At 61.8% G+C, this 21,091-nt stretch carries 20 protein-coding genes; 10 read left to right on the top strand and 10 right to left on the bottom strand.

The window, feature by feature from the left end; all coding sequences use genetic code 11:
• The first annotated feature begins 147 nt into the window (after positions 1-147).
• From AC30D9_RS26820 to AC30D9_RS26805, 4 genes are all read left to right on the top strand, one after another.
• On the top strand, positions 148-1,443 hold the full coding sequence (locus AC30D9_RS26820) for an NCS2 family permease (protein WP_490145200.1): 1,296 nt from the start codon (positions 148-150) through the stop codon (positions 1,441-1,443).
• Complete coding sequence (gene trmA / locus AC30D9_RS26815; protein ID WP_490145199.1) at positions 1,440-2,519, top strand: tRNA (uridine(54)-C5)-methyltransferase TrmA; 1,080 nt, start codon at positions 1,440-1,442, stop codon at positions 2,517-2,519. Before AC30D9_RS26820 ends, trmA begins: the two co-directional genes overlap by 4 nt.
• A 301-nt stretch (positions 2,520-2,820) precedes the next feature.
• The gene (gene aroQ, locus AC30D9_RS26810) at positions 2,821-3,261 is read left to right on the top strand and encodes a type II 3-dehydroquinate dehydratase (RefSeq protein WP_307575130.1); all 441 of its coding nucleotides are present in this window, start codon (positions 2,821-2,823) and stop codon (positions 3,259-3,261) included.
• Positions 3,262-3,266: 5 nt separating this feature from the next.
• Positions 3,267-4,118, top strand: a complete 852-nt coding sequence (locus AC30D9_RS26805) for a shikimate dehydrogenase (RefSeq protein ID WP_490145198.1) — start codon at positions 3,267-3,269, stop codon at positions 4,116-4,118.
• A gap of 118 nt (positions 4,119-4,236) precedes the next feature.
• Here the strand turns inward: AC30D9_RS26805 and AC30D9_RS26800 are convergent, their stop codons facing one another.
• Both AC30D9_RS26800 and quiC read right to left on the bottom strand, forming a co-directional pair.
• Positions 4,237-4,914 carry a TetR/AcrR family transcriptional regulator gene (locus AC30D9_RS26800; RefSeq protein ID WP_134925913.1) on the bottom strand — a complete coding sequence of 226 codons (678 nt, stop codon included), beginning with the start codon at positions 4,912-4,914 and terminating at the stop codon, positions 4,237-4,239.
• Positions 4,915-5,017: 103 nt separating this feature from the next.
• Positions 5,018-6,919, bottom strand: a complete 1,902-nt coding sequence (gene quiC, locus AC30D9_RS26795) for a 3-dehydroshikimate dehydratase QuiC (protein WP_134925914.1) — start codon at positions 6,917-6,919, stop codon at positions 5,018-5,020.
• A gap of 270 nt (positions 6,920-7,189) precedes the next feature.
• Between quiC and AC30D9_RS26790 the strand changes: the two genes are divergently transcribed.
• A complete protein-coding gene (locus AC30D9_RS26790) occupies positions 7,190-8,527 on the top strand; it encodes an MFS transporter (RefSeq protein WP_134925915.1) in 1,338 nt (445 codons plus the stop codon).
• A 212-nt stretch (positions 8,528-8,739) separates the two neighbouring features.
• Here the strand turns inward: AC30D9_RS26790 and AC30D9_RS26785 are convergent, their stop codons facing one another.
• Positions 8,740-9,618, bottom strand: a complete 879-nt coding sequence (locus AC30D9_RS26785) for a DMT family transporter (RefSeq protein ID WP_116833508.1) — start codon at positions 9,616-9,618, stop codon at positions 8,740-8,742.
• A gap of 54 nt (positions 9,619-9,672) precedes the next feature.
• On the bottom strand, positions 9,673-10,449 hold the full coding sequence (locus tag AC30D9_RS26780; protein ID WP_134925917.1) for an IclR family transcriptional regulator: 777 nt from the start codon (positions 10,447-10,449) through the stop codon (positions 9,673-9,675).
• A 212-nt stretch (positions 10,450-10,661) separates the two neighbouring features.
• Here AC30D9_RS26780 and ypfJ point away from each other — a divergent pair, with 212 nt between their 5' ends.
• A complete protein-coding gene (ypfJ, locus tag AC30D9_RS26775; RefSeq protein ID WP_134925918.1) occupies positions 10,662-11,549 on the top strand; it encodes a KPN_02809 family neutral zinc metallopeptidase in 888 nt (295 codons plus the stop codon).
• Positions 11,550-12,497, top strand: coding sequence for an alpha/beta fold hydrolase (locus AC30D9_RS26770; protein WP_490145197.1), 948 nt, complete (start codon positions 11,550-11,552; stop codon positions 12,495-12,497).
• A 143-nt stretch (positions 12,498-12,640) separates the two neighbouring features.
• Here AC30D9_RS26770 and AC30D9_RS26765 read toward each other — a convergent pair whose 3' ends face one another.
• The 3 genes from AC30D9_RS26765 to AC30D9_RS26755 all read right to left on the bottom strand — a co-directional run bounded on the left by AC30D9_RS26765 (position 12,641) and on the right by AC30D9_RS26755 (position 14,774).
• Positions 12,641-13,234, bottom strand: a complete 594-nt coding sequence (locus AC30D9_RS26765; protein WP_490145196.1) for an HAD family hydrolase — start codon at positions 13,232-13,234, stop codon at positions 12,641-12,643.
• Complete coding sequence (tesB, locus tag AC30D9_RS26760; protein ID WP_003185696.1) at positions 13,231-14,100, bottom strand: acyl-CoA thioesterase II; 870 nt, start codon at positions 14,098-14,100, stop codon at positions 13,231-13,233. Before tesB ends, AC30D9_RS26765 begins: the two co-directional genes overlap by 4 nt.
• 104 nt (positions 14,101-14,204) lie before the next feature.
• Entirely contained in the window at positions 14,205-14,774 is a 570-nt protein-coding gene (locus AC30D9_RS26755) for a GNAT family N-acetyltransferase (protein WP_134925921.1), read from the bottom strand.
• 73 nt (positions 14,775-14,847) lie between these two features.
• Between AC30D9_RS26755 and AC30D9_RS26750 the strand changes: the two genes are divergently transcribed.
• Together AC30D9_RS26750 and AC30D9_RS26745 are read left to right on the top strand one after the other, a co-directional pair.
• A complete protein-coding gene (locus AC30D9_RS26750; RefSeq protein ID WP_307575145.1) occupies positions 14,848-15,768 on the top strand; it encodes a histone deacetylase family protein in 921 nt (306 codons plus the stop codon).
• Positions 15,769-16,049: 281 nt separating this feature from the next.
• Complete coding sequence (locus tag AC30D9_RS26745) at positions 16,050-17,291, top strand: TIGR03862 family flavoprotein (RefSeq protein ID WP_490145195.1); 1,242 nt, start codon at positions 16,050-16,052, stop codon at positions 17,289-17,291.
• 123 nt (positions 17,292-17,414) lie between these two features.
• Here AC30D9_RS26745 and rhlE1 read toward each other — a convergent pair whose 3' ends face one another.
• Positions 17,415-18,752 carry an RNA helicase RhlE1 gene (rhlE1, locus tag AC30D9_RS26740; protein ID WP_307575149.1) on the bottom strand — a complete coding sequence of 446 codons (1,338 nt, stop codon included), beginning with the start codon at positions 18,750-18,752 and terminating at the stop codon, positions 17,415-17,417.
• Between the two features lie 58 nt (positions 18,753-18,810).
• Complete coding sequence (gene yedA, locus AC30D9_RS26735) at positions 18,811-19,713, bottom strand: drug/metabolite exporter YedA (RefSeq protein ID WP_134925939.1); 903 nt, start codon at positions 19,711-19,713, stop codon at positions 18,811-18,813.
• Between the two features lie 160 nt (positions 19,714-19,873).
• On the opposite strand from yedA, the gene AC30D9_RS26730 reads away from it, so the two are divergent.
• Positions 19,874-20,326: an Lrp/AsnC family transcriptional regulator gene (locus AC30D9_RS26730; RefSeq protein WP_109756256.1), complete on the top strand. Its 453-nt coding sequence runs from the start codon at positions 19,874-19,876 to the stop codon at positions 20,324-20,326.
• Between the two features lie 131 nt (positions 20,327-20,457).
• Here AC30D9_RS26730 and AC30D9_RS26725 read toward each other — a convergent pair whose 3' ends face one another.
• A complete protein-coding gene (locus AC30D9_RS26725) occupies positions 20,458-21,069 on the bottom strand; it encodes a 3'-5' exonuclease (protein WP_116833518.1) in 612 nt (203 codons plus the stop codon).
• Positions 21,070-21,091: the final 22 nt, after the last annotated feature.

The raw sequence follows: 21,091 nt of genomic DNA, 5'->3' as shown, positions 1-21,091 counted from the left end.
ACGACGATCGCAGCCACAACGCTACGCTGCTGGTATGATGCGCGGCTTTTTCCGACCCACAGAAAATTCCCGGGCGCCGCTGGCGACCTGTGCTTTGCTGTTGAGGTCGATACATTCACGGCGCCGGGCGCGCCACGGGGAGCAGACATGCTGGAAAGGCTGTTTCAACTCAAGGCACATAACACCAACGTGCGGACCGAGATCCTGGCGGGCGTCACGACCTTCCTGGCCATGGCCTACATCCTGTTCGTCAACCCGAGCATCCTCGGCGAAACCGGCATGGACAAAGGCGCGGTGTTCGTCGCCACCTGCCTGGCGGCGGCCATCGGCTCCACGGTCATGGGCCTGATCGCCAACTACCCGATTGCCCTCGCCCCGGGCATGGGCCTGAACGCCTTCTTCACCTACACCGTGGTCCTGCACATGGGCCACACCTGGCAAGTGGCGCTGGGTGCGGTGTTCATCTCCGCCGTGCTGTTCTTCATCCTTTCGATCTTCCGCATCCGCGAATGGATCATCAACAGCATCCCGCTGCCCCTGCGTTCGGCCATTGCCGCCGGTATCGGCCTGTTCCTGGCGCTGATCGCCCTGAACAATGCCGGCATCGTGGTGAAAAACCCGGCGACCATGGTCGGCCTCGGTGACTTGAAACAGCCGGCGCCAATCCTCGCCACCCTTGGTTTCATCCTGATCGTCGCCCTCGAAGCGCTGAAAGTCCGCGGCGCGGTGCTGATCGGCATCCTGGCGGTCACCATCGTCTCGATCCTGATGGGCTTCACCCCGTTTGGCGGCATTATTTCCGCACCACCGTCCCTGGCCCCAACCTTCCTGCAACTGGACATCAAGGGCGCTCTGGACATTGGCCTGGTGAGCGTGATCTTCGCCTTCCTGTTCGTCGACCTGTTCGACAACTCCGGCACCCTGATCGGCGTCGCCAAGCGCGCCGGGCTGATGGGCAAGGACGGCCACATGCCGAAGATGGGCCGCGCGCTGATCGCCGACAGCACCGCCGCCATGGCCGGTTCACTGCTGGGCACCTCCACCACCACCAGCTACATCGAATCGGCAGCGGGCGTCAGCGCCGGCGGCCGCACCGGCCTGACCGCCATCGTGGTGGCGATCCTGTTCCTGCTGGCGCTGTTCTTCTCGCCACTGGCCGCCAGTGTCCCGCCTTTCGCCACCGCGCCGGCCTTGCTGTTCGTCGCCGTGCTGATGACCTCGGGCCTGGCGGAAATCGACTGGGACGACATCACCGTCGCCGCCCCCGTGGTGATCACCGCCCTGGCGATGCCCTTCACCTATTCCATCGCCAACGGCATCGCCTTCGGTTTCATTGCCTGGACCGCCATCAAACTGGTGTCTGGTCGTGGCCGTGAGCTGAACCCGGCGCTGGTCATCCTGTCGATTCTGTTCGTGATCAAGTTGGGTTGGTTCAACGCATGATTTTTGATTCCCAGGCTTACGCCGCTCAGCTTCAAGACAAGGTCACTCGCTTGCGTGACCTGTTGGCTCCGTTCGATGCACCGGAACCCGCGGTGTTCGATTCGCCCTTGAAGAACTTCCGCCTGCGCGCCGAATTCCGCCTGTGGCGCGAGGCCGGCGAACGGCATTACGCGATGTTCTCCCAGGACGACAAGCGCACGCCGATCCTCATCGAAGAGTTCCCCATCGCCAGCCTGCGCATCAACCAGTTGATGCCGCAGCTCAAGGCCGCCTGGCAGGCCAGCGCGCCCTTGAGCCACAAGCTGTTCCAGGTGGAGTTCCTGACCACCCTGGCGGGCGATGCGATGATCACCCTGTGCTATCACCGCCCGCTGGATGAACACTGGCACGCAGCGGCCACGAAACTGGCGAGCGACCTGGGCGTGAGCATCATCGGTCGCTCCAAGGGCAAGCGCGAAGTGATCGGCCATGACTACGTGGTGGAGAAACTCGACGTCGGCGGCCGCACCTTCAGCTACCGCCAACCCGAAGGCGCCTTCACCCAGCCCAACGGCACGGTGAACCAGAAGATGCTCAACTGGGCGTATGAAGCGCTGGGTGAGCGCAACGACGATCTGCTGGAGTTGTACTGCGGCAACGGCAACTTCACCCTGCCCCTGGCCACTCGCGTACGCAAAGTGTTGGCCACCGAAATCAGCAAGACCTCGGTGAATGCCGCGCTGAGCAACCTCAGCGAAAATGCTGTGGATAACGTCACGCTGGTGCGTCTGTCCGCCGAAGAACTGACCGAAGCCCTGAACGAAGTCCGGCCGTTCCGTCGCTTGCACGGTATCGATCTCAAGAGCTACGAATTCGGTAGCGTCTTCGTCGACCCACCGCGCGCCGGCATGGACCCGGACACCTGCGAGCTGACCCGGCGTTTCGAGAACATCCTCTACATCTCGTGCAACCCGCAAACCCTCGCCGCCAACATCGCGCAACTGCACGACACCCACCGCATCACCCGCTGCGCGATGTTCGATCAATTCCCGTGGACCCATCACATGGAGTCCGGGGTGTTGCTGACGCGGCGCTGAGTCCCCTCTTTTGGGGTGAAGAATTACCCTGTGGCGAGGGGATTTATCCCCGCTGGGCTGCGAAGCAGCCCTTTGCTCTTTCTTCTCTGGCATCTTGCGAGCGCTGCGCACTCGAGCGGGGATAAATCCCCTCGCCACAATTGCCCCTCCCCTATATCTCGAACCGTGGCAGTGTTCGATCATCGAACACTTATTGGCTGATGTCGGCTGCTTTGTTTGACCAAATTAACCATCTAGTACAATTTATCTCCAGCGGCTGAACCCTGGCCGATACCAACAATAAAAATGTGGAGAAATTGCGATGCCTCCGATCGTTCTGGTGCTCAACGGCCCGAACCTGAACCTGCTCGGCACCCGCGAGCCAGCGACTTATGGCCACGAAACCCTCGCCGACATCTCGGCACTGTGCGGTCGCGCCGCTGAAGAACTCGGCCTGGCGGTGGAGTTTCGCCAGACCAACCAGGAAAGCGAGCTGCTCGACTGGGTACATGGCGCACGCGGCCGATGTGCCGGCATCGTCATCAACCCGGCAGCCTGGACCCACACCTCGGTGGCAATCCGCGACGCCTTGGTGGCGAGCGAAGTGCCGGTCATCGAAGTCCACCTGTCCAACGTCCACGCCCGGGAAACCTTTCGCCACCACTCCTTCGTCTCATCCGTCGCCATCGGCGTGATGTGTGGGTTTGGCAGCCATGGTTATCGCATGGCCCTGGAACATTTCAGTCAGCGGTTGAAGGGTTGATGAGCATGTCGAATATCACTGTGCTGGCCGGCCTGATCGGCGCGGGCATACAGGCGTCTCGCACGCCAGCGCTGCACGAGCACGAAGGCGATGCCCAGGGCATGCGCTATCTCTATCGGCTGATCGACCTCGACGCGCTGAAACTCGACAGCGGCGCCCTGCCCGATTTGCTCAAGGCCGCCGAGCGCATGGACTTCACCGGCCTGAACATCACCTTTCCCTGCAAGCAGGCGATCATCCCATTGCTGGACGAGCTGTCTCCCGAGGCCCGGGGCATCGGCGCGGTGAATACCGTGGTGCTCAAGGATGGCAAACGCATTGGCCACAACACCGACTGCCTGGGCTTCGCCGAGGGTTTTCGGCGCGGCCTGGGAGATGTGGCGCGCCAACGCGTGGTCCAGATGGGTGCCGGTGGTGCTGGCGCGGCGGTTGCCCACGCGCTACTGGCAGAAGGCGTACAGACGCTGAGCATTTTTGACGTCGAAGTCAGCCGCGCCGAGGCCCTGGCAAACAACCTGAACCAACACTTCGGCGCAGGCCGCGCCCGGGCCGGGCATGACTTGGCCAGCGCCATGGCCGATGCCGACGGCCTGGTGAACACCACGCCCATGGGCATGGCAAAACTGCCGGGCATGCCGGTGCCGGTCGAGCTGTTGCGGGGCGAGTTGTGGGTCGCGGAAATCGTCTACTTCCCACTGGAAACCGAACTGCTGCGCAACGCCCGCGCCCTCGGCTGCCGCACACTGGACGGCGGCAACATGGCTGTGTTCCAAGCGGTGAAGGCGTTCGAACTGTTCAGCGGCGTGGCGCCGGATGCGCAGCGGATGCTGGCGCATTTCCAGAGCATGAATCACTAAAACCTGGTGATAACTCCCTGTGGGAGCGAGCCGGCTCGCGATAGCGGTATGTCAGTCACGTCAACATTGCTGATCCACCGCTATCGCGAGCAGGCTCGCTCCCACAAGGATTTCAGATTCAGGGCTGCAGATACCGCAACACCGACTCACAAACCATCTCGCGATGCCGCTGCTTGATCGCTTCGTCCGACAGGTCGATCTGAAAGATCTCGCCGAACGTCTGGCGGTTGGACACACGGTAAAAGCAGAAAGAACTGATGAGCAAGTGCACGTCCAGGGGTTGGAGATCAGGACGGAACACGCCCTCTTCAGCGCCGCGACGCAGGATCACGCCCAGGGAATCGAGGATGGTACTGGTCATCGCCTTGATCGCGCTGGATTGCTTGACGTATTCGGCGTTGTGGATGTTTTCGATACAGACGATGCGCACGAAATCCACATTGCGGTCGTGGTGGTCGAAGGTGAACTCCACCAGGCGCCGGATCGCGTCGACCGGGGCCAGCTCCGCCAAGTGCAGGCGGCTCTCGGTATTACGGATGTCCCCATAGAGTTTTTCCAACACCTCGACGTACAACTGCTCCTTGCTGCCGAAGTAGTAATAGATCATGCGCTTGGAAGTGTGGATGCGCTCAGCGATAGCGTCGACCCGGGCACCGGACAGGCCCTGCTGGACGAACTCGACGATGGCTTCCTGAAGAATGTTCTCCCGGGTTTTCTCCGGGTTGTTCTTGCGACTCTTGCGCGGCGTGGCGACGGGTTCGTCGAGCGCTGCGGAAAGCTCTGGATTCATAGTCATTGCGGGGCTCACGGCCATCACTGCACAGGCTGGCGATTATGGGCCGCACCGTGCAGTGAAGGAAGCCACGGCATTGCCCTTTACCGCCGCATTTACGATTTCCCTACAACTTGGCGTGCCGCAAACCACCGCTGCGGGACTTGGCCATGGCCGCCAGCCGCACCGCGACGTTGGCCGCGCCGTAACCGGCGTAACCGTTCTTGCGCTGGATGATTTCAAAGAAAAATCGCCCCTCGAACGGCTCGGTGTAGACGTGAAACAACTCGCCGCCCTGGGCATCACGATCGTACAGCACGTTGAAATACGCCAGCTCGCTGAGAAACTCATCGTCGAAATCGAACCGCGCCGCCAGGTCGTCGTAGTAGTTGAGCGGGATGTCCAGCAACGGTACGCCAGCTTCCTTGGCACGACTGACCTGGGCGAAGATGTCGTCGCAGTCGAAGGCGATGTGATGCACGCCGGAGCCGCGATAACTCGACAGCGCATGTGAGATCGCGGTGTTGCGGTTCTCGGAAATGTTCAGCGGCAGTCGGATCGAACTGCAGCGGCTACGCAGCGCACGGCTTTTTACCAGGCCATAAGGGTCGGGCAAGACGACTTCGTCGTCGGCCTCGAAATCCAGCAGGCTCTTGTAGAACAGCACCCAACTGTCGAGGCTATCGGCCGGCAGCGCCATCGCCATGTGGTCGATGCGCTTGAGCCCGGCGCCGATGACAGCGCCGGGCTGCAAGTTGAAATCGGTGCCATAGACATCGGCTTCCTGATCCACCAGGTAGATCAGGCTGCCGTCCGGCGCGCGCACCGCCGCCAGCTCCAGTTCGTTGGGGCCCACCAACCCGCGATAGGGCTGGCCCTTGTAGGCGACCGCCCGTTCCAGGGCACTGGCGCTGTTTTTCACCCGCACGGCAGTGGCGCACAACGACGGTCCGTGGGCTTCGAAAAAGCTGTGGGCGAAGGAATACGGCTCAGTGTTGAGGATCAGGTTGATATCGCCCTGGCGCAGCAGGCTCACGTTCTTGGAGCGATGCTGGCCGGCCTTGACGAACCCCAGCCGTTCCAGCCAGTGGGACAGCTTGGCGCCGAGGTTATCGTCCACGGCGAACTCGAGAAACTCGATACCGTTGTATTCGCTGGCCGGCGGTGTGGCGAAAAGGATATCGGCATTGCCGGTGGACGGCGCTTCTTCGGCCAGGCGCTGGCGGGTCTTTTCTTCCAGGTACAGCAGCGAGCGCAGACCGTCGGCAGCATTGGCCCGTGGCGGCGCGGCGCGGAAGCCGTCGTTGAAAATCTCCAGGGACAACGGCCCGGTGTAGCCACTCTTGATGATCGGCGCCAGGAAACCCGGCAAGTCGAATTCGCCCTGTCCGGGGAAGCAACGGAAATGCCGGCTCCACTCCAGCACGTCCATCGCCAGGATCGGCGCGTCGGCCATTTGCACGAAGAAAATCTTCTCGCCGGGAATCTCGGCAATCGCACTCGGATCGCCCTTGAGGGACAAGGTATGGAAACTGTCGAGCAACACGCCGAGGCTGGGATGATCGGCCTGACGCACAATGTTCCAGACCTGTTGATACGTATTCACGTGCCGGCCCCAGGCCAGCGCCTCATAACCGATGCGCAAGCCCCGCGCACCGGCCCGTTCGGCCAGCAAGCGCAAGTCATCGATCAGAATCTGTTCGTCACCGACGCTGTCGGCCGAGGCATTGCTACACACCAGCACCAGGTCGGTGCCCAGCTCCTGCATCAGGTCGAACTTGCGCTCGGCCCGCTCCAGGTTGCGCGCCAGGCGATCGCGGCGGCAGCCTTCGAAGTCACGAAACGGTTGGAACAAGGTGATGGCAATGCCCAGGTCGGCGCACATCTGCCTGATTTCCCGAGGGCTGCCATCGTAATAGAGAAGGTCGTTCTCGAAAATTTCCACCCCATCAAAACCGGCGGCGGCAATGGCTTCGAGTTTTTCCGGCAAGGTACCGCTCAAGGATACGGTGGCAATGGAACGCTGCATGACTTCGGCTCCCGGGACAGGCATCGGCTACAAAAGGTGCGCCGCTTTTTAAAGAGTCAGCCGATTATTGAGCTGCCGGTTTCTTTCAGCAATTTAATATGTACCATCCGGTTAGTTTTTTGGGCGATTATCGAACAAAATGCCGATTGTCGAATTGACGATTTTTTGCTCACTGCGCACCATCGCTTCCACATTGACGCAGGCCCTGGCCGCCGGCATCAATGGACAGACCCAGACCAACCATAAGAATTTCAAAAACGGGTACCCGCTATGATTCCTTCCCAAAGCTCCCGCCTGGCCCCCGGCCTGGGTGTCTCGACCAGTGGCATCGGTGACAAGATCCGCGGCGCCATGGCCGTAGGCAAGACCCGTTGGGGCATGCTCGCCCTGGTGTTTTTTGCCACCACCCTGAACTACATCGACCGCGCCGCCCTGGGCGTGATGCAGCCGATCCTTGCCAAGGAGATGAGCTGGACGGCGATGGATTACGCCAACATCAACTTCTGGTTCCAGGTCGGTTATGCCGTCGGCTTCGTGCTGCAAGGGCGGCTGATCGACCGGATCGGCGTCAAGCGCGTGTTCTTCTGCGCCGTGCTGCTCTGGAGCCTGGCGACCGGTGCCCACGGCCTGGCGACCTCGGCGGTGGGCTTCATGGTCTGCCGTTTTATCCTGGGCCTGACCGAGGCCGCCAACTACCCGGCCTGCGTGAAGACCACGCGGCTGTGGTTCCCGGCCGGTGAGCGGGCGGTGGCCACCGGTATCTTCAACGCCGGGACCAACGTCGGCGCGATGTTCACCCCGATGCTGCTGCCGCTGATCCTGCACGTATGGGGCTGGCAGGCGGCGTTCCTGTGCATGTCCGCGCTGGGCGGCGTCTGGCTGCTGTTCTGGGGCCTGAAATACTTCAACCCGGAAGACCACCCCAGCGTCAAACAGTCGGAACTGGACTACATCCAGGCCCAGGACGAACCGGACCAGGTCCGCGTACCCTTCTCCCGCATCCTGCGCATGCGGGGCACCTGGGCCTTCGCCCTGGCCTACTCGATCACCGCCCCGGTGTTCTGGTTCTACCTGTATTGGCTGCCGCCGTTCCTGAACCAGCAATACAACCTGGGCATCAACGTGACCCAGATGGGCATCCCGTTGATCATCATCTACCTCACCGCCGACTTCGGCAGTGTGGGCGGCGGCATCCTGTCTTCGTTCCTGATCGGTCGCGGCCTCAATCCGATCAAGGCGCGACTGGTGTCCATGCTGCTGTTCGCCTGCTGCATCATCGGCGTGATCATGGCGGCCGGCGCAAGCAACCTGTGGATGGCGGTGTTTGCCATTTCCCTGGCCATCGGTGCGCATCAGGCCTGGACCGCCAACATCTGGAGCCTGGTGATGGATTACACGCCCAAGCACATGATGAGCACGGTGTTCGGCTTCGGCGGCATGTGCGCGGCCATCGGCGGGATGTTCATGACCCAACTGGTGGGCCACATCCTGACGATCACCAATAACAACTACACCGTGCTGTTCACGCTGATTCCGGCGATGTACTTCATTGCCCTGACCTGGCTGTACTTCATGGCGCCGCGCAAGGTGCCGACGCTGGAAAACTGATACCGGGCCAGCGAGCAATCAAGTCGAACACCTTTGTGGCGAGGGGATTTATCCCCGCTGGGCTGCGAAGCGGCCCCAAAGCCAGAGGAATGCGGTGAGCCAGATACACCGAAATCTCAGTTCTTGGGGCTGCTGCGCAGCCCAACGGGGATAAATCCCCTCGCCACAGGTGTTAACCATGTCCTTGGTCTAAACAGGGGACTATGTAACGGTTATTTACGCCGCTGTTGCCACGCCGCCGCCAGCCCACTCAAGCAAATCAGAGCGATACCCACCACCGTGGTCAGCGTCGGTGTGTGGTTGAACAGCAACCACCCCAGCAACCCGGCAAACACGATCTGGCAGTACCCGAACGGCGCGAGCAGCGCCGGGGCGGCAAAGCGGAAGGCCTGGGTCAGCATCAGGTGCGCCGTCATCCCACACGCCCCCAGCGCCAGCATCATCGCCCCGTGCAACAGGCTCGGCACCTGCCAGAAGAACGGCACCAGTGCGCTCATCACCAACGTGTTGCACAGGCCGGCGAAGAAGTTGCTGGTGGTCGGGCTGTCGATCTCACTGAGCTTGCGCGTGAGCAACTGGTAGAAGCAGAAAAACAGCGCCGAACAGAACGGTAACAACACCGCCGGCGTGAACAGATCCCCGCCCGGATGGACGATGATCAACACCCCGATAAAACCGAAGATCACCGCGATCCATTGGCCACGCGTCACGTGCTCGCCCAACAATGGCACCGACAGCGCGGTGACCAGCACCGGGGCCAGGAAGTTGACCGCAGTCGCCTCGGCCAACGGGATATACATCAGGGCCGTGGTGAAAAACAGGCTGGTGCCCAGCAGGCACAGGGCCCGGGCCAGTTGCCACAGGGGACGCTTGGTCCGCAGGACCCGCAGCCCCGAACGCGGCAGGAAAATACCTGCCATCAGCAACGTATGCACCACGTATCGGGCCCACACCACCATGATGATCGGATAGAAACCCGAGAGATATTTCGACAGGGCGTCATGGCTGGAGAACAGGAACGTCGCACAGAGAATAAGCAGGATGCCCTTGAAGGCCTGATTGACGCCGGAAAGCGGGGTGCTGACGGTCATGTAGGAATCCTGCGTTACGTGTGTAGGGAAAAACCAATATCTGCGACCGTGGATTCAACTGAACAACTCCGAGGCCTGGCTGGCTTGCGACAACTCCTCGGCAAACACCAGCAAGGTCGGTGCCAGCTCATGCAGGCGTGCCCGTGTCATCCGAGCGCTGGGCCCGGCAACACTCAGCACACCTATGACCCGGCCATCCAATGGATGACGGACCACGGCGGCAATGGCCGACGTGCCGACCGCCGAGCTTTCCTCGACACAGGCATAGCCTTGCTCACGGGCCTGGTGCAGGTACTGGAGCAGTTCAGCCTTGCTGCGTGGCGCGTTCGGCCCGGCGTCCGCCGGCATTTGCACGGCTTGGCGCGCCACCAGCGCCAACGCCTCGGCGTCACTCATGCACGCCAGCCAGGCATGGCCCGACGCGGTATAGAACAACGGCGTCTCACGCCCCATGTCCGGGTCGTAGCGCAAGCCGGAACGGGCCCCCTGAGACTTGGCGATCCAGGTCTGGCACTCCCCTTCGATGACACCCAGGCGCACCAGTTCACCCGTTTCCCGTGCCAGGCGATCGAGCACTGGCTGCACGATATCGGCACCGCTTCGCGACAGATAGCGAAAACCCATGGCAACCAGGCGGGTCGACAAGTGATAACGCAGGTTCTCGGGGTTCTGGCGCACATAGCCCAGGCGCATCAGTTCGGCGAGCAAACGGTGGGTGGCACTCTTGGGGATCTGCAGCTGTTCAGCCAAACCGAGCAACGGCCACCCGCGAGGGTCACTGGCGAGGCTTTCCAGCACATTGAAAACCCGTTCGATTTGACTGCCGGCCATGAGAGATCCAGAGGTAATGTTCGCAAGTTCCAGAATATGCAAAGTGTAATGCAAATTCTGGAACCGATGAGCCATTCATTCATGCCCTGATGAACCAAACCCTGCGATGATTGCCTGAAAGCTCAGGCGTCACGCGCATCCTGACGCCCCAAAAGCTAGACTCACCGCAACGGCAGTACAGTGACACTCCGGTCAATCAGAGGAACGCCCACATGTTATGGAAAAAAGGTCGCCGCAGTGACAACGTGGTGGACGCTCGCGGTGACGGTGGGGGCGGTGGCGGGATGCGCTTCGGCGGCGGCAAGGGTCTGAGCCTGACAGCCATCATTCTGATCGTTGGCATTGGCTGGATCACCGGCCAGGACCCGATGCAGATCCTCGGGCAACTGGCCGGGCAGATGGACCAGACCTCTGCGCCCGCCTCCTCACAAACCCGCCAGGCGCCACCGGCCAACGATGAACAGGCCGAATTCGTGCGCTCGATCCTCGGCGATACCGAAGACACCTGGGGCCAGGTCTTCCAGCAAGCCGGACGCCAATACCAACAACCCAAACTGGTGTTGTTCAGCGGTCGGGTCAACTCGGCCTGCGGTCTCGCCTCGTCAGCGACCGGCCCGTTCTATTGCCCGGCCGATCGCCAGGTCTACCTGGACATGAGCTTCTTCAAGGAAATGTCCCAACGCTTCGCCGCGGCCGGGGACTTCGCCCAGGCCTACGTCATCGCCCACGAAGTCGGACACCATGTGCAGACCCTGCTCGGCGTTTCGGCGAAAATCCAGGAAGCGCGCCAACAAGGTCGGCAGATGGAAGGTGATGGAGGCTTATTGGTACGCCAGGAGTTGCAGGCCGATTGCCTGGCCGGCGTATGGGCCAACCACGCACAGAAACGCTTGAACTGGCTGGAGCCGGGGGACATCGAGGAGGCCTTGAACGCCGCCAATGCCATCGGTGATGACCGCTTGCAGCAACAAGGCCAGGGCCGCGTGGTGCCGGATTCCTTTACTCACGGCACGTCCGCGCAGCGAGTGCGCTGGTTCAAGACCGGCTTCGCCCAGGGCCAGGTCAGCCAGTGCGACACGTTCGCGGCGAAAACCCTGTAGATGAAGTGGGGGACATTGATCGGGCTGGTGCTGTGCTGCGCCGTGGCCCAGGCCGAGGAACACAGCGTCAAGGTGGTCGCCCAAGGGCGCCTGCAACTCAAGGGCGGAGCCATGGCCGTCGCCGTGAGCCCGCCCCCGGCGTCTATCCAGCGTGTGCTGATCATCCTCCACGGTCGGCTGCGCAATGCCGACACCTACCTGCACAGCGCCGAAAAGGCTGCCGGGCAGGCCGGGCAACTGGGCACCACCCTGATCATCGCCCCGCAGTTCCTCAATGAACAGGACGTGGCTCGCCACACGCTACCCAATGATGTCTTGCGCTGGCGCGGCAACGACTGGATGGCCGGTGGCCTGTCCACAGGGCCCAATCCGGTCAGTTCCTACCAGGTTCTGGACGACATCGTTGCGCGCGTCAGTGACCGGCAGCAGTTTCCCGAAGTGAAAGAAATCGTCATCGCCGGCCATTCCGGCGGCGCCCAGGTCGTGCAGCGCTATGCCCTGCTCGCCCACGGTCAATATCGGATCGAGCCACGCTTTGTCATCGCCAACCCGTCGTCCTATGCCTACTTCGATGCACAACGGCCCATGGCTTTCGACCCTGCCAGTTGCCCTGGCTTCAACCACTGGAAATACGGCCTGCAGAACTTGCCCGCCTACGCAGCAGGACAAATACCCGCGCAACTGGAAAATAACTACGTCAAGCGCAACATCGTCTATTTGCTCGGGCAACAAGACACCGACCCGGAGCAGCCGGCGCTGGATAAGGGCTGCGAAGCGCAGACCCAGGGGCCGTATCGGTTATTGCGCGGGCATTTCTTCTTTGACTACCTGACCCGGCGCCATCCCGAGGGATTGAACCAGCGGCTGATCGAAGTGCCGGGAGTGGGGCATAACGGGAATGGGATGCTGACTTCGCCTGAGGGGTTGAAGGTGTTGTTTGGTCAGTGAGTTTTTAGCGAATGCCAGAACCTCATCGCGAGCAGGCTCGCTCCCACAGTAGATCTGGTGTGGACACAAATTTTGCGATCAACAGAAATCCCCTTGTGGGAGCGAGCCTGCTCGCGATAACGATCGATCAGACAATACAACCCTCAAGCCAAAAGCATCCGCCGCAACTCGACACAATCGCGCGCATGCCAATCCGTCAACTCCGGCCAAGGATTGTCCGGCAGATTCACCAACACCGTCCGCGCCCCCGCCGCGCGACCGCAGTCCAGGTCGAAGCGGTAGTCGCCAACCATCACCATCGCCCCAGGTGCCACGCTCCAGGCCTCGGCCAGCTTCAACAGACCACCGGGATGGGGCTTGGGCGGTGCTTCGTCGCGGCCCAGCACATCTTCCACGGCGAAACAGTCCGCCAGGCCGATGGCTTCAAGGGTCACGTGGGCCAGCTCGCGGGCGTTGCGAGTCAGGATCCCCAAGCGAACGCCACGCGCCGCCAGTTCGCGCACCAACTCGACCGCCCCCGGTGCGGGCTTGGAGCCCAACGCCAGGTCTCGTTCGTGCTCCAGCAGCCAGGCATGCTTGGCCGCGGCTTCATCCGCCGGCAACGCCGCCAGGTGGGTGAGGATGTCATCCTCGGCAGGAATCGCCAGGGCCACGCGGATCGCCGCGAAATCATGTACGGCGATGGTCAGCGTGCCGTCCATGTCGAATACCCAGTGTCGGACCTCGGCCAGGCTCATGCCCAGTCCTTGCGATGGCGGATCAGGCCTTCCTGGGTCACCGAGGCCACCAGTTGCCCGGCGCGATTGAACACGCTGCCACGGGAGAATCCACGGGAGTTGCCGGCCCATGGGCTGTCCATGGCGTAGAGCAACCAGTCATCGGCGCGCAGGTCGGCGTGGAACCACAAGGCGTGGTCGAGGCTGGCGACCTGCATATCCTTGTGCCACACCGATTTGCCGTGGGGCAGCAGCGAAGTGGTCAACAAGCCGAAGTCCGAGGCGTAGGCCAGCAAGTATTTGTGCAACGCTGGCGAATCGGCCAGGGCGCCATCGGCGCGGAACCACACGTACTTGATCGGATCGGCCGGTTGCGGGTTGTAGGGGTCTTTTTCGGTGACCGGGCGCACCTCGATCGGCTTGGGGCACAGCAGTTTTTCGCGCATGTGCTCGGGCAACAGGTGCGCGCGTTGCTGGGTCAGCTCCAGCTCGGACGGCAGGTTCTCCGGCCCGACGACTTGCGGCATGCTGCTCTGGTGCTCAAAGCCCTGTTCGTCATATTGGAACGACGCACTGCAGGTGAAAATCGGATTGCCCTTCTGGATCGCCGTCACCCGGCGGGTGCTGAAACTGCCGCCATCACGCACCCGGTCCACCTGGTAGACCACCGGCAGCGCGGCATCACCCGGACGCAGGAAATAACCGTGCATTGAGTGCACATGACGCGCCTCCTCCACGGTCTGGCTAGCCGCCGACAACGACTGACCCAGCACCTGGCCACCGAACAACTGACGGAACCCCAGGTCCTGGCTGCGACCGCGAAACAGGTTTTCTTCGATCGGTTCCAGGGTCAGCAGGTCGACCAGATCTTCCAACACGTGGCTCATTCAGATTTTCCTCACACAGCGCAACACCGCGCAGTCTGCGCTGCGGCGGTGGATCGATTGTTGGCCCGGGCCATTGTGGCGGGCATTGTAAACGTCCGTGTCGGCTAACCGTGCAGGGTCTGTAGCCACTGTTCACGGTTGATGCGATAGAGCACATGGTGACGCAATGGATGCCCGACCGCGAGCTTTGGGTGTTCGAAGTCGTCAGCCGGATCGTGCTGCATGCCGATGGCCTGCATGACCTTTTGCGACGGCAGGTTATCCACAGCAGTGAACGCCACCACTTCGTCCAGCAACAACTGGTCGAAGGCACAGCGCAGTGCGGTCCACGCCGCCTCGCTGGCATAGCCCAGCCCCCAGTGCTCCCGCGCCAGGCGCCAGCCGATCTCGATGGCCGGTGTGAACGGCGCGTCGAACCCGACCACGCCGAGCCCGGTAAAGCCAATGAACGCCCCGGTGTCCTTGCGTTCCAGGGCCCACAACCCAAAACCATGCTCGGCGAAATGCCCACGCACGCGACCGATCAGGGCGGCGCTTTCCAGGCGACTCAGGGGCGCGGGAAAATAACGCATCACCTGTGGGTCTGCGCACATGGCGGCAAATTCCGGCAAGTCGTCGTCGCGCCACTGCCGCAACAGCAGCCGTGCGCTTTCCAGTTCCAGTATCGGCTCCATTTTCATTCCTCTTCCATGCCCCAGAGTCTACATCGCTGGTAGGATCCGTCACTCATTCACCGCTGAAAACACCATGTCGCTGCCGCTGATCTATCACGAAGACTACAGTCCCGAATTCCCGGCGGAACATCGCTTCCCCATGGATAAGTTCCGCCTGCTGCGCGATCACCTGGTGGACAGCGGCCTGACCCGCGACGCCGACCTGCTGCGCCCGGCGCTGTGTCCGCCAGATATCCTCGCCCTGGCCCACGACCGTGGCTATATCGAACGCTACATGGGCGGCGAGTTGTCCCGCGAGGACCAACGGCGACTCGGCCTGCCCTGGAGCGAAGCCCTGGCCCGTCGAACGGTACGCGCCGTGGGCGGCTCGCTCCTGGCCGCCGAACAGGCCCTTGAGCACGGTCTGGCCTGTCACTTGGCCGGCGGCACCCATCACGCCCATTACGACCACCCGGCCGGATTCTGCATTTTCAATGACCTGGCGGTGATCAGCCGCTATTTCCTGGCCAGCGGCCGCGTCTCGCGGGTGCTGATTTTCGACTGTGATGTGCATCAGGGCGACGGTACCGCCCGAATACTCCATGACACCCCGGACGCCGTGACAGTTTCCTTGCACTGCGAAAAGAATTTTCCCGCACGCAAGGCCCAAAGCGATTGGGACATTCCCCTGCCGATGGGCATGGAGGATGCCGCTTATTTGAAGGTGGTGGACGATGCGCTCAACTACCTGCTGCCGCTCTACCAGCCCGACCTGGTGCTGTACGACGCCGGTGTCGATGTCCACAAGGACGACGCCCTCGGTTACCTGAAGCTGACCGACGAAGGCCTCGCCGCCCGGGACGAGAGCGTCATGCGCCATTGCCTGGGGCGCGACATCCCGGTGGTCGGCGTGATCGGCGGCGGCTACAGCAAGGACCGCCAGGCCCTGGCCCGTCGCCACGGGATCCTGCACCACAGCGCACAAAAGGTCTGGTCGTCATCAGGTTGTCATTGAACGCTGGGCGCGTTACCCACAATGCCTGTGGGCCGGCCTGTGGATAACCTGAGCGAAACGGCCTACAGGCTGTGTTGACTATAGCTTGCGCAGTCCTGGTTGTTTTTTGATCAGCTCTCAAGAGCACCTACCTACTCCTGTGGGAGCGGGCTTGCTCGCGAATGCGGTGCGCCAGTCGATATTTATGTCACTGACACACCGCGTTCGCGAGCAAGCCCGCTCCCACAGGGATCTGTGCTGGTAGAATGCCCCGCCTATTCCAGCCCCCCACAGTTCAAATCATGACCTCGACCGCCAAGCCTTCCACCCCGAACATCGCCATCATCGGCGGCGGCCCCGCCGGCCTGATGGCGGCCGAGGTGTTGAGCCAGGCCGGCCTTCAGGTCGACCTGTACGACGGCATGCCATCGGTGGGCAGGAAATTCCTGCTGGCTGGCGTTGGCGGCATGAACATCACCCACTCCGAAGCCTTCCCGGCCTTCCTGTCCCGCTATGGCGAGCGCGCGCCGAACCTCGCGCCGCTGCTGCGGGCATTCGGTGCGGATGAGTTGTGCACATGGATTCACGGGTTGGGCATCGACACCTTCGTCGGCAGCTCCGGGCGAGTGTTTCCTACCGACATGAAAGCCGCCCCGCTGCTGCGCGCCTGGCTCAAGCGCCTGCGTGATACCGGCGTAGTAATCCACACCCGTCATCGCTGGCTCGGCTGGAACCCCGATGGCAGTTTGCGAATAGCCAGTCCGGAAGGTGAGAAAACGCTACGCCCCGACGCGACACTGCTGGCATTGGGCGGCGGCAGTTGGTCGCGCCTGGGCTCTGACGGCGCCTGGATGCTGGCGCTGGAACGGCGCGGCGTGGCCCTGGCACCGTTGCAACCGAGCAACTGCGGATTCGAGGTAGAGGCCTGGAGCGACCTGATGATCAGCAAATTCGCTGGCGCCCCGCTGAAGAACATCGCCATCGGCCTGAACGACGATGTGCCGCGCCTCGGCGAATGCGTAATCACCGCCACGGGCATCGAAGGCAGCTTGATCTATGCGCTGTCGGCAGCGATTCGCGAAGCGATCAACCAACACGGCAGCGCAACGATCCACCTGGACCTGCTGCCAGGGCGACCTGTGGACAAAATCCAGCAAGCCCTGGACAAACCTCGTGGTTCACGCTCGATGGCCAAGCACCTGCACAGCCAGTTGGGCATCGATGGGGTCAAGGCGGCGCTGTTGCGCGAGCTCACGCCCGCCGATTGCTTCGCGGACTCGGCACGGCTGGCCCAGGCGCTCAAGGCCTTGCCAGTCACCCTGGTGAAAACCCGACCGCTGGACGAAGCCATCAGCAGCGCCGGTGGCGTGACGTTCGAAGCCCTGGATGAACGCCTGATGCTCAAGCAAATGCCTGGCGTGTTCTGCGCTGGGGAAATGCTCGATTGGGAAGCGCCGACTGGCGGCTACCTGCTTACGGCGTGCTTTGCCAGCGGCCGGGCGGTGGGATTGGGGATGGTGGAGTGGTTACAGCGCCTGGATTGAAATCGAGGCGCGGCCATCACGAGCAGGCTCGCTCCCACATTCGACCGAACTCTTTCAAAAAGAATGCGATCACTGTGGGAGCGAGCCTTCTCGCGATAGCGGTTTATCAGCTAGAGCAGATCATCAAGGCTTACGCTTACGCGGCCCGGTATTGAACACCGGCACCTTGCGCACCGGCTTGACCGAAGGCTCCACAGGCGATGAATCACCGCTGTCCACCCACTTGCCCAGGTTGCGCTTGCCGCCACCGCCGGAGATTTTCGGTTTCTTCGGCTTTTTCGGCTTCTTGATCACCTGGCCACTGGCGTCCGTGTCCGGCACCCGATGCTCAGGCTCGAAGTCCTGCTCCATCTGTCGGGGCAATGTCTGACGGGTCAGCATCTCGATGGCCGACAGAAGATTCACTTCGTCGGCGCAGACCAAAGAAATCGCCTGCCCCGTAGCGCCCGCCCGGCCGGTACGACCGATACGGTGGATGTAGTCCTCGGCAACGATCGGCAAGTCGAAGTTCACCACCAACGGCAAATCCTCGATATCCAGGCCACGGGCAGCGACATCGGTGGCCACCAGGATCTGCACTTCACTGGCCTTGAAACGATCCAGCGCACGCTGGCGGGTGGCCTGGGGCTTGTCACCGTGGATGCCGTCGGCGTTGACGCCCAGGCCCTGGAGTTTTTCCACCAGTGCATCGACGCCGTTGCGCGTCTTGGCAAAGACCAGCACCTGTTTCCACTTGTTCTTGCGCATCAGGTGCACGAACAATTCCGGCTTGCGCTTCTTGTCCACCGTCACCACCCATTGCTTGACGGTGTTGGCGGCCACGTTGCGCGGGCTCACTTCAATGCTCAGCGGATCGTTGAGCATCTGCCCGGCCAGCAGGCGGATCGCATCGGAGAACGTTGCCGAGAACAGCAGCGTCTGACGCTTTTTCGGCAGAGCCTTGTAGATATTGGCCAGCTCTTCGGAGAAACCCAGGTCGAGCATACGGTCGGCCTCGTCCAGCACCAGGGTCTGCAACTGGTTGAACTTCAGCGCGTTCTGCCGGAACAAGTCGAGCAAGCGGCCCGGCGTGGCGACCAGCAGATCGACGCCTTTGCGCAGTTTCATCATCTGCGGATTGATGCTGACGCCGCCGTACACAGCGTAGGTGCTCAGGGGCAGGTTTTGCGCATACTGGCGCACGCTTTCATGGACCTGTTCGGCCAGCTCGCGGGTCGGTACCAGGATCAACGCCCGCACCGAGTTGGCCGCGACTTTCGGCCCTTCGGTGGTCAGCAACTGCAACAGCGGCACGGCGAAACCGGCGGTCTTGCCGGTGCCGGTCTGGGCAGCGGCCATCAAGTCGCGACCGGCCAGCACCGCCGGCATGGCTTGGGCCTGCACCGGGGTCGGAGTCTGGTAACCAAGCGTCTCGAGGGCGCGCAGCAAGGGTTCGATCAGGCCAAGGGTGGCGAAAGTCATGGAAGTACCGTAGGAAAAATCAGCGCAAGGTGTGCAATGCGCGGCAGTTTACCCTAAATCAGGATGTGGCCGGCGCAGGCTTGGGTTTGCGCCACTGGGGCAAGCCGATCAACACCACCGCACTGATGATCACCAACATCGCCAGGGCTTCTTCGATCCCGATGGTCTCACCGGCGAAGACAATGCCCAGCAACACCGCCACGGCCGGGTTGACGTAGGCATAACTGGTGGCTGCCGCCGGACGCACATGCTTGAGCAGGTACATGTAGGCGTTGAAGGCGATGATCGAACCGAAGCCGATCAGATAAAACAAGGCAAACCAGCCCTCCAGCGGCGGCAGGCTGTCCAGGTGTTCACCGCTGGCCACGCTGCCGATCAACAGCACCACGCCGCCCACCAGCATTTCCACGGCACTGGCCATCGCCCCGGCCGGCAACGGCAGGTGCTTGCTCAGCACCGAACCGAAGGCCCAGGACGCTGCCGCGAACACCAGCAAGGTCGCGCCCAAGGGGCTGGATTGCAGGTTCGAACCGAGGTTGAGCATGGCGATGCCGATCAACCCCAGCACAATCCCCGCCCACTCCAGACGGGTATTGCGCGCCCCCCAGAAATATCCGCAAAGCAAGGTAAACAACGGCACCGTCGCCACGGCCAATGCCGCCACCCCGGACGCCACACCAGTGTGCTCGGCCACACTCACCGCACCGTTACCGAAACTGAGCAACAGCACGCCAATGATCGCCCCGGCCTTCCATTGCGCCCAGGTCGGTGCCGGTGCCCCGCGCCAGCGCAGGAAGCCGTACATCAGCGAACCGGCCAGCACGAAACGAATCCCCGCCAGCAACAGCGGTGGCCAATGCTCGACACCGATGCGAATCACCAGGTAGGTCGACCCCCAGATGACGTACAAGGCGAAAAAGGCAGCGATCAATGGCAGGGGAAAACGGCGTGGGCCAGGCATGGTCGGCTCGAAGTCAGGACAATGAGAGACGCTATTCTAGAAAGGCGACAGACGGAAAATAAGTTACAAAACCTGTTTATCCGACCCATACACTTTTCAAAACACGGAGATAAACGCTATAAACCATGCTTTCGAAAGTCATGTCATCGGAAGCCAAACCGTGGATAAATACGACCGCATGCTGCTCAGCGCTTTGTTGGAAAACGGTCGTGCGTCCTACGCCGAACTGGCCCGCAAAGTGAACCTGTCGGCCCCCGCCGTGGCCGAGCGAGTCAGCAAGCTGGAAACCAGCGGCGTGATTACCGGCTATCAGGCCAAAGTCGACATGGCGAAAATCGGCCTGCCGATCCAATGCGTCATCGAACTGCGGATGGACCAGCACGGTAAGCAGAAGACCTACGACGAACTGTGCAAGATCCCACAACTGACCGAATGCCATCGGGTGACCGGCGATCCGTGCGTGATCATGCAAGCGGCGGTCGGCTCGATGCCGGAACTGGAAGAACTGATCAACCGCATCGCCAAGTTCGGTTTCAGCAAGACTTCGATCGTGCTGTCCAGCGCCATTGAAAAGCGCGTGCCGTTGGGGCAGTTGGAAGGCAACGGGAAATAAACGACCCAACACAATCAAAACTGTGGGAGCGAGCCTGCTCGCGATTGCGGTATGTCAGTCGACATTGATGTTGGCTGATCCAACGCTATCGCGAGCAGGCTCGCTCCCACAGTTTTTGTTTTGTGGTGTGTTTAGAACCCGCGATGCCGCTTGAGATGCTCATTGATCTTCGCCGCCGGCACTTTCTGCAAGCTGCACAGCAAATCATGGGACAACTCCCGCAGCCCGTGCTTTTGCCGCAGTTCCGAGGCCAGGTGCGCGGTGAGGTTGGCGGCCATTTCGGCGTCGGCCATGGCCCGGTGAGCCTGGCCGGTGTGGGGCAGGCCGGCGAAAGCGTTGAGCGTGCCGAGCTTGTGGTTCGGTGCAGCCGGCATCAGGCGCCGGGCCAGCAACAGTGAACAGGCAAAATTCTGCAGGCGGGTGCGCTTGATTCGCCCCAGCTCGAAGTCCCAGAACTTCTGGTCGAACGCGGCGTTATGGGCCAGCAGCGGCGTGATACCGACGAACTCGTTGACCTCGTTCATCACCTTTTCCGCCGACGGTGCGCTGCGCAGCATGGCATTGCTGATGCCGGTCAGTTGCTCGATAAACGCCGGGACGCGCACACCGGCATTCATCAGGCTCTGGTAACGGTCGACGATCCGGCCCTGCTCAAGGATCACCACGGCAATTTCCGTGGCTCGACAACTGCTGCTTGGCGTGATGCCGGTGGTTTCAAAGTCGATGACTGCGATACGTTCCAAACCGGTCTGAACTCCGTAAAAA

The sequence above is a fragment of the Pseudomonas sp. DF11 genome, from assembly GCF_058148565.1.
Note: the sequence above shows the minus strand (reverse complement) of the source record. Positions and strands in the feature narration are given on the sequence as shown.

Bases quoted from the DNA above. Each gene is read 5' to 3' on its own strand.
- yedA (WP_134925939.1), bottom strand. From the start codon at position 19,713: ATGCCTGGCCCACGCCGTTTTCCCCTGCCATTGATCGCTGCCTTTTTC.
- tesB (WP_003185696.1), bottom strand. From the start codon at position 14,100: ATGAGCCACGTGTTGGAAGATCTGGTCGACCTGCTGACCCTGGAACCG.
- AC30D9_RS26780 (WP_134925917.1), bottom strand. From the start codon at position 10,449: ATGGCCGGCAGTCAAATCGAACGGGTTTTCAATGTGCTGGAAAGCCTC.
- ypfJ (WP_134925918.1), top strand. From the start codon at position 10,662: ATGTTATGGAAAAAAGGTCGCCGCAGTGACAACGTGGTGGACGCTCGC.
- AC30D9_RS26745 (WP_490145195.1), top strand. From the start codon at position 16,050: ATGACCTCGACCGCCAAGCCTTCCACCCCGAACATCGCCATCATCGGC.
- AC30D9_RS26805 (WP_490145198.1), top strand. From the start codon at position 3,267: ATGTCGAATATCACTGTGCTGGCCGGCCTGATCGGCGCGGGCATACAG.
- quiC (WP_134925914.1), bottom strand. From the start codon at position 6,919: ATGCAGCGTTCCATTGCCACCGTATCCTTGAGCGGTACCTTGCCGGAA.
- AC30D9_RS26785 (WP_116833508.1), bottom strand. From the start codon at position 9,618: ATGACCGTCAGCACCCCGCTTTCCGGCGTCAATCAGGCCTTCAAGGGC.
- trmA (WP_490145199.1), top strand. From the start codon at position 1,440: ATGATTTTTGATTCCCAGGCTTACGCCGCTCAGCTTCAAGACAAGGTC.
- aroQ (WP_307575130.1), top strand. From the start codon at position 2,821: ATGCCTCCGATCGTTCTGGTGCTCAACGGCCCGAACCTGAACCTGCTC.
- AC30D9_RS26820 (WP_490145200.1), top strand. From the start codon at position 148: ATGCTGGAAAGGCTGTTTCAACTCAAGGCACATAACACCAACGTGCGG.
- AC30D9_RS26755 (WP_134925921.1), bottom strand. From the start codon at position 14,774: ATGGAGCCGATACTGGAACTGGAAAGCGCACGGCTGCTGTTGCGGCAG.
- rhlE1 (WP_307575149.1), bottom strand. From the start codon at position 18,752: ATGACTTTCGCCACCCTTGGCCTGATCGAACCCTTGCTGCGCGCCCTC.
- AC30D9_RS26800 (WP_134925913.1), bottom strand. From the start codon at position 4,914: ATGACTATGAATCCAGAGCTTTCCGCAGCGCTCGACGAACCCGTCGCC.
- AC30D9_RS26750 (WP_307575145.1), top strand. From the start codon at position 14,848: ATGTCGCTGCCGCTGATCTATCACGAAGACTACAGTCCCGAATTCCCG.
- AC30D9_RS26770 (WP_490145197.1), top strand. From the start codon at position 11,550: ATGAAGTGGGGGACATTGATCGGGCTGGTGCTGTGCTGCGCCGTGGCC.
- AC30D9_RS26790 (WP_134925915.1), top strand. From the start codon at position 7,190: ATGATTCCTTCCCAAAGCTCCCGCCTGGCCCCCGGCCTGGGTGTCTCG.
- AC30D9_RS26765 (WP_490145196.1), bottom strand. From the start codon at position 13,234: ATGAGCCTGGCCGAGGTCCGACACTGGGTATTCGACATGGACGGCACG.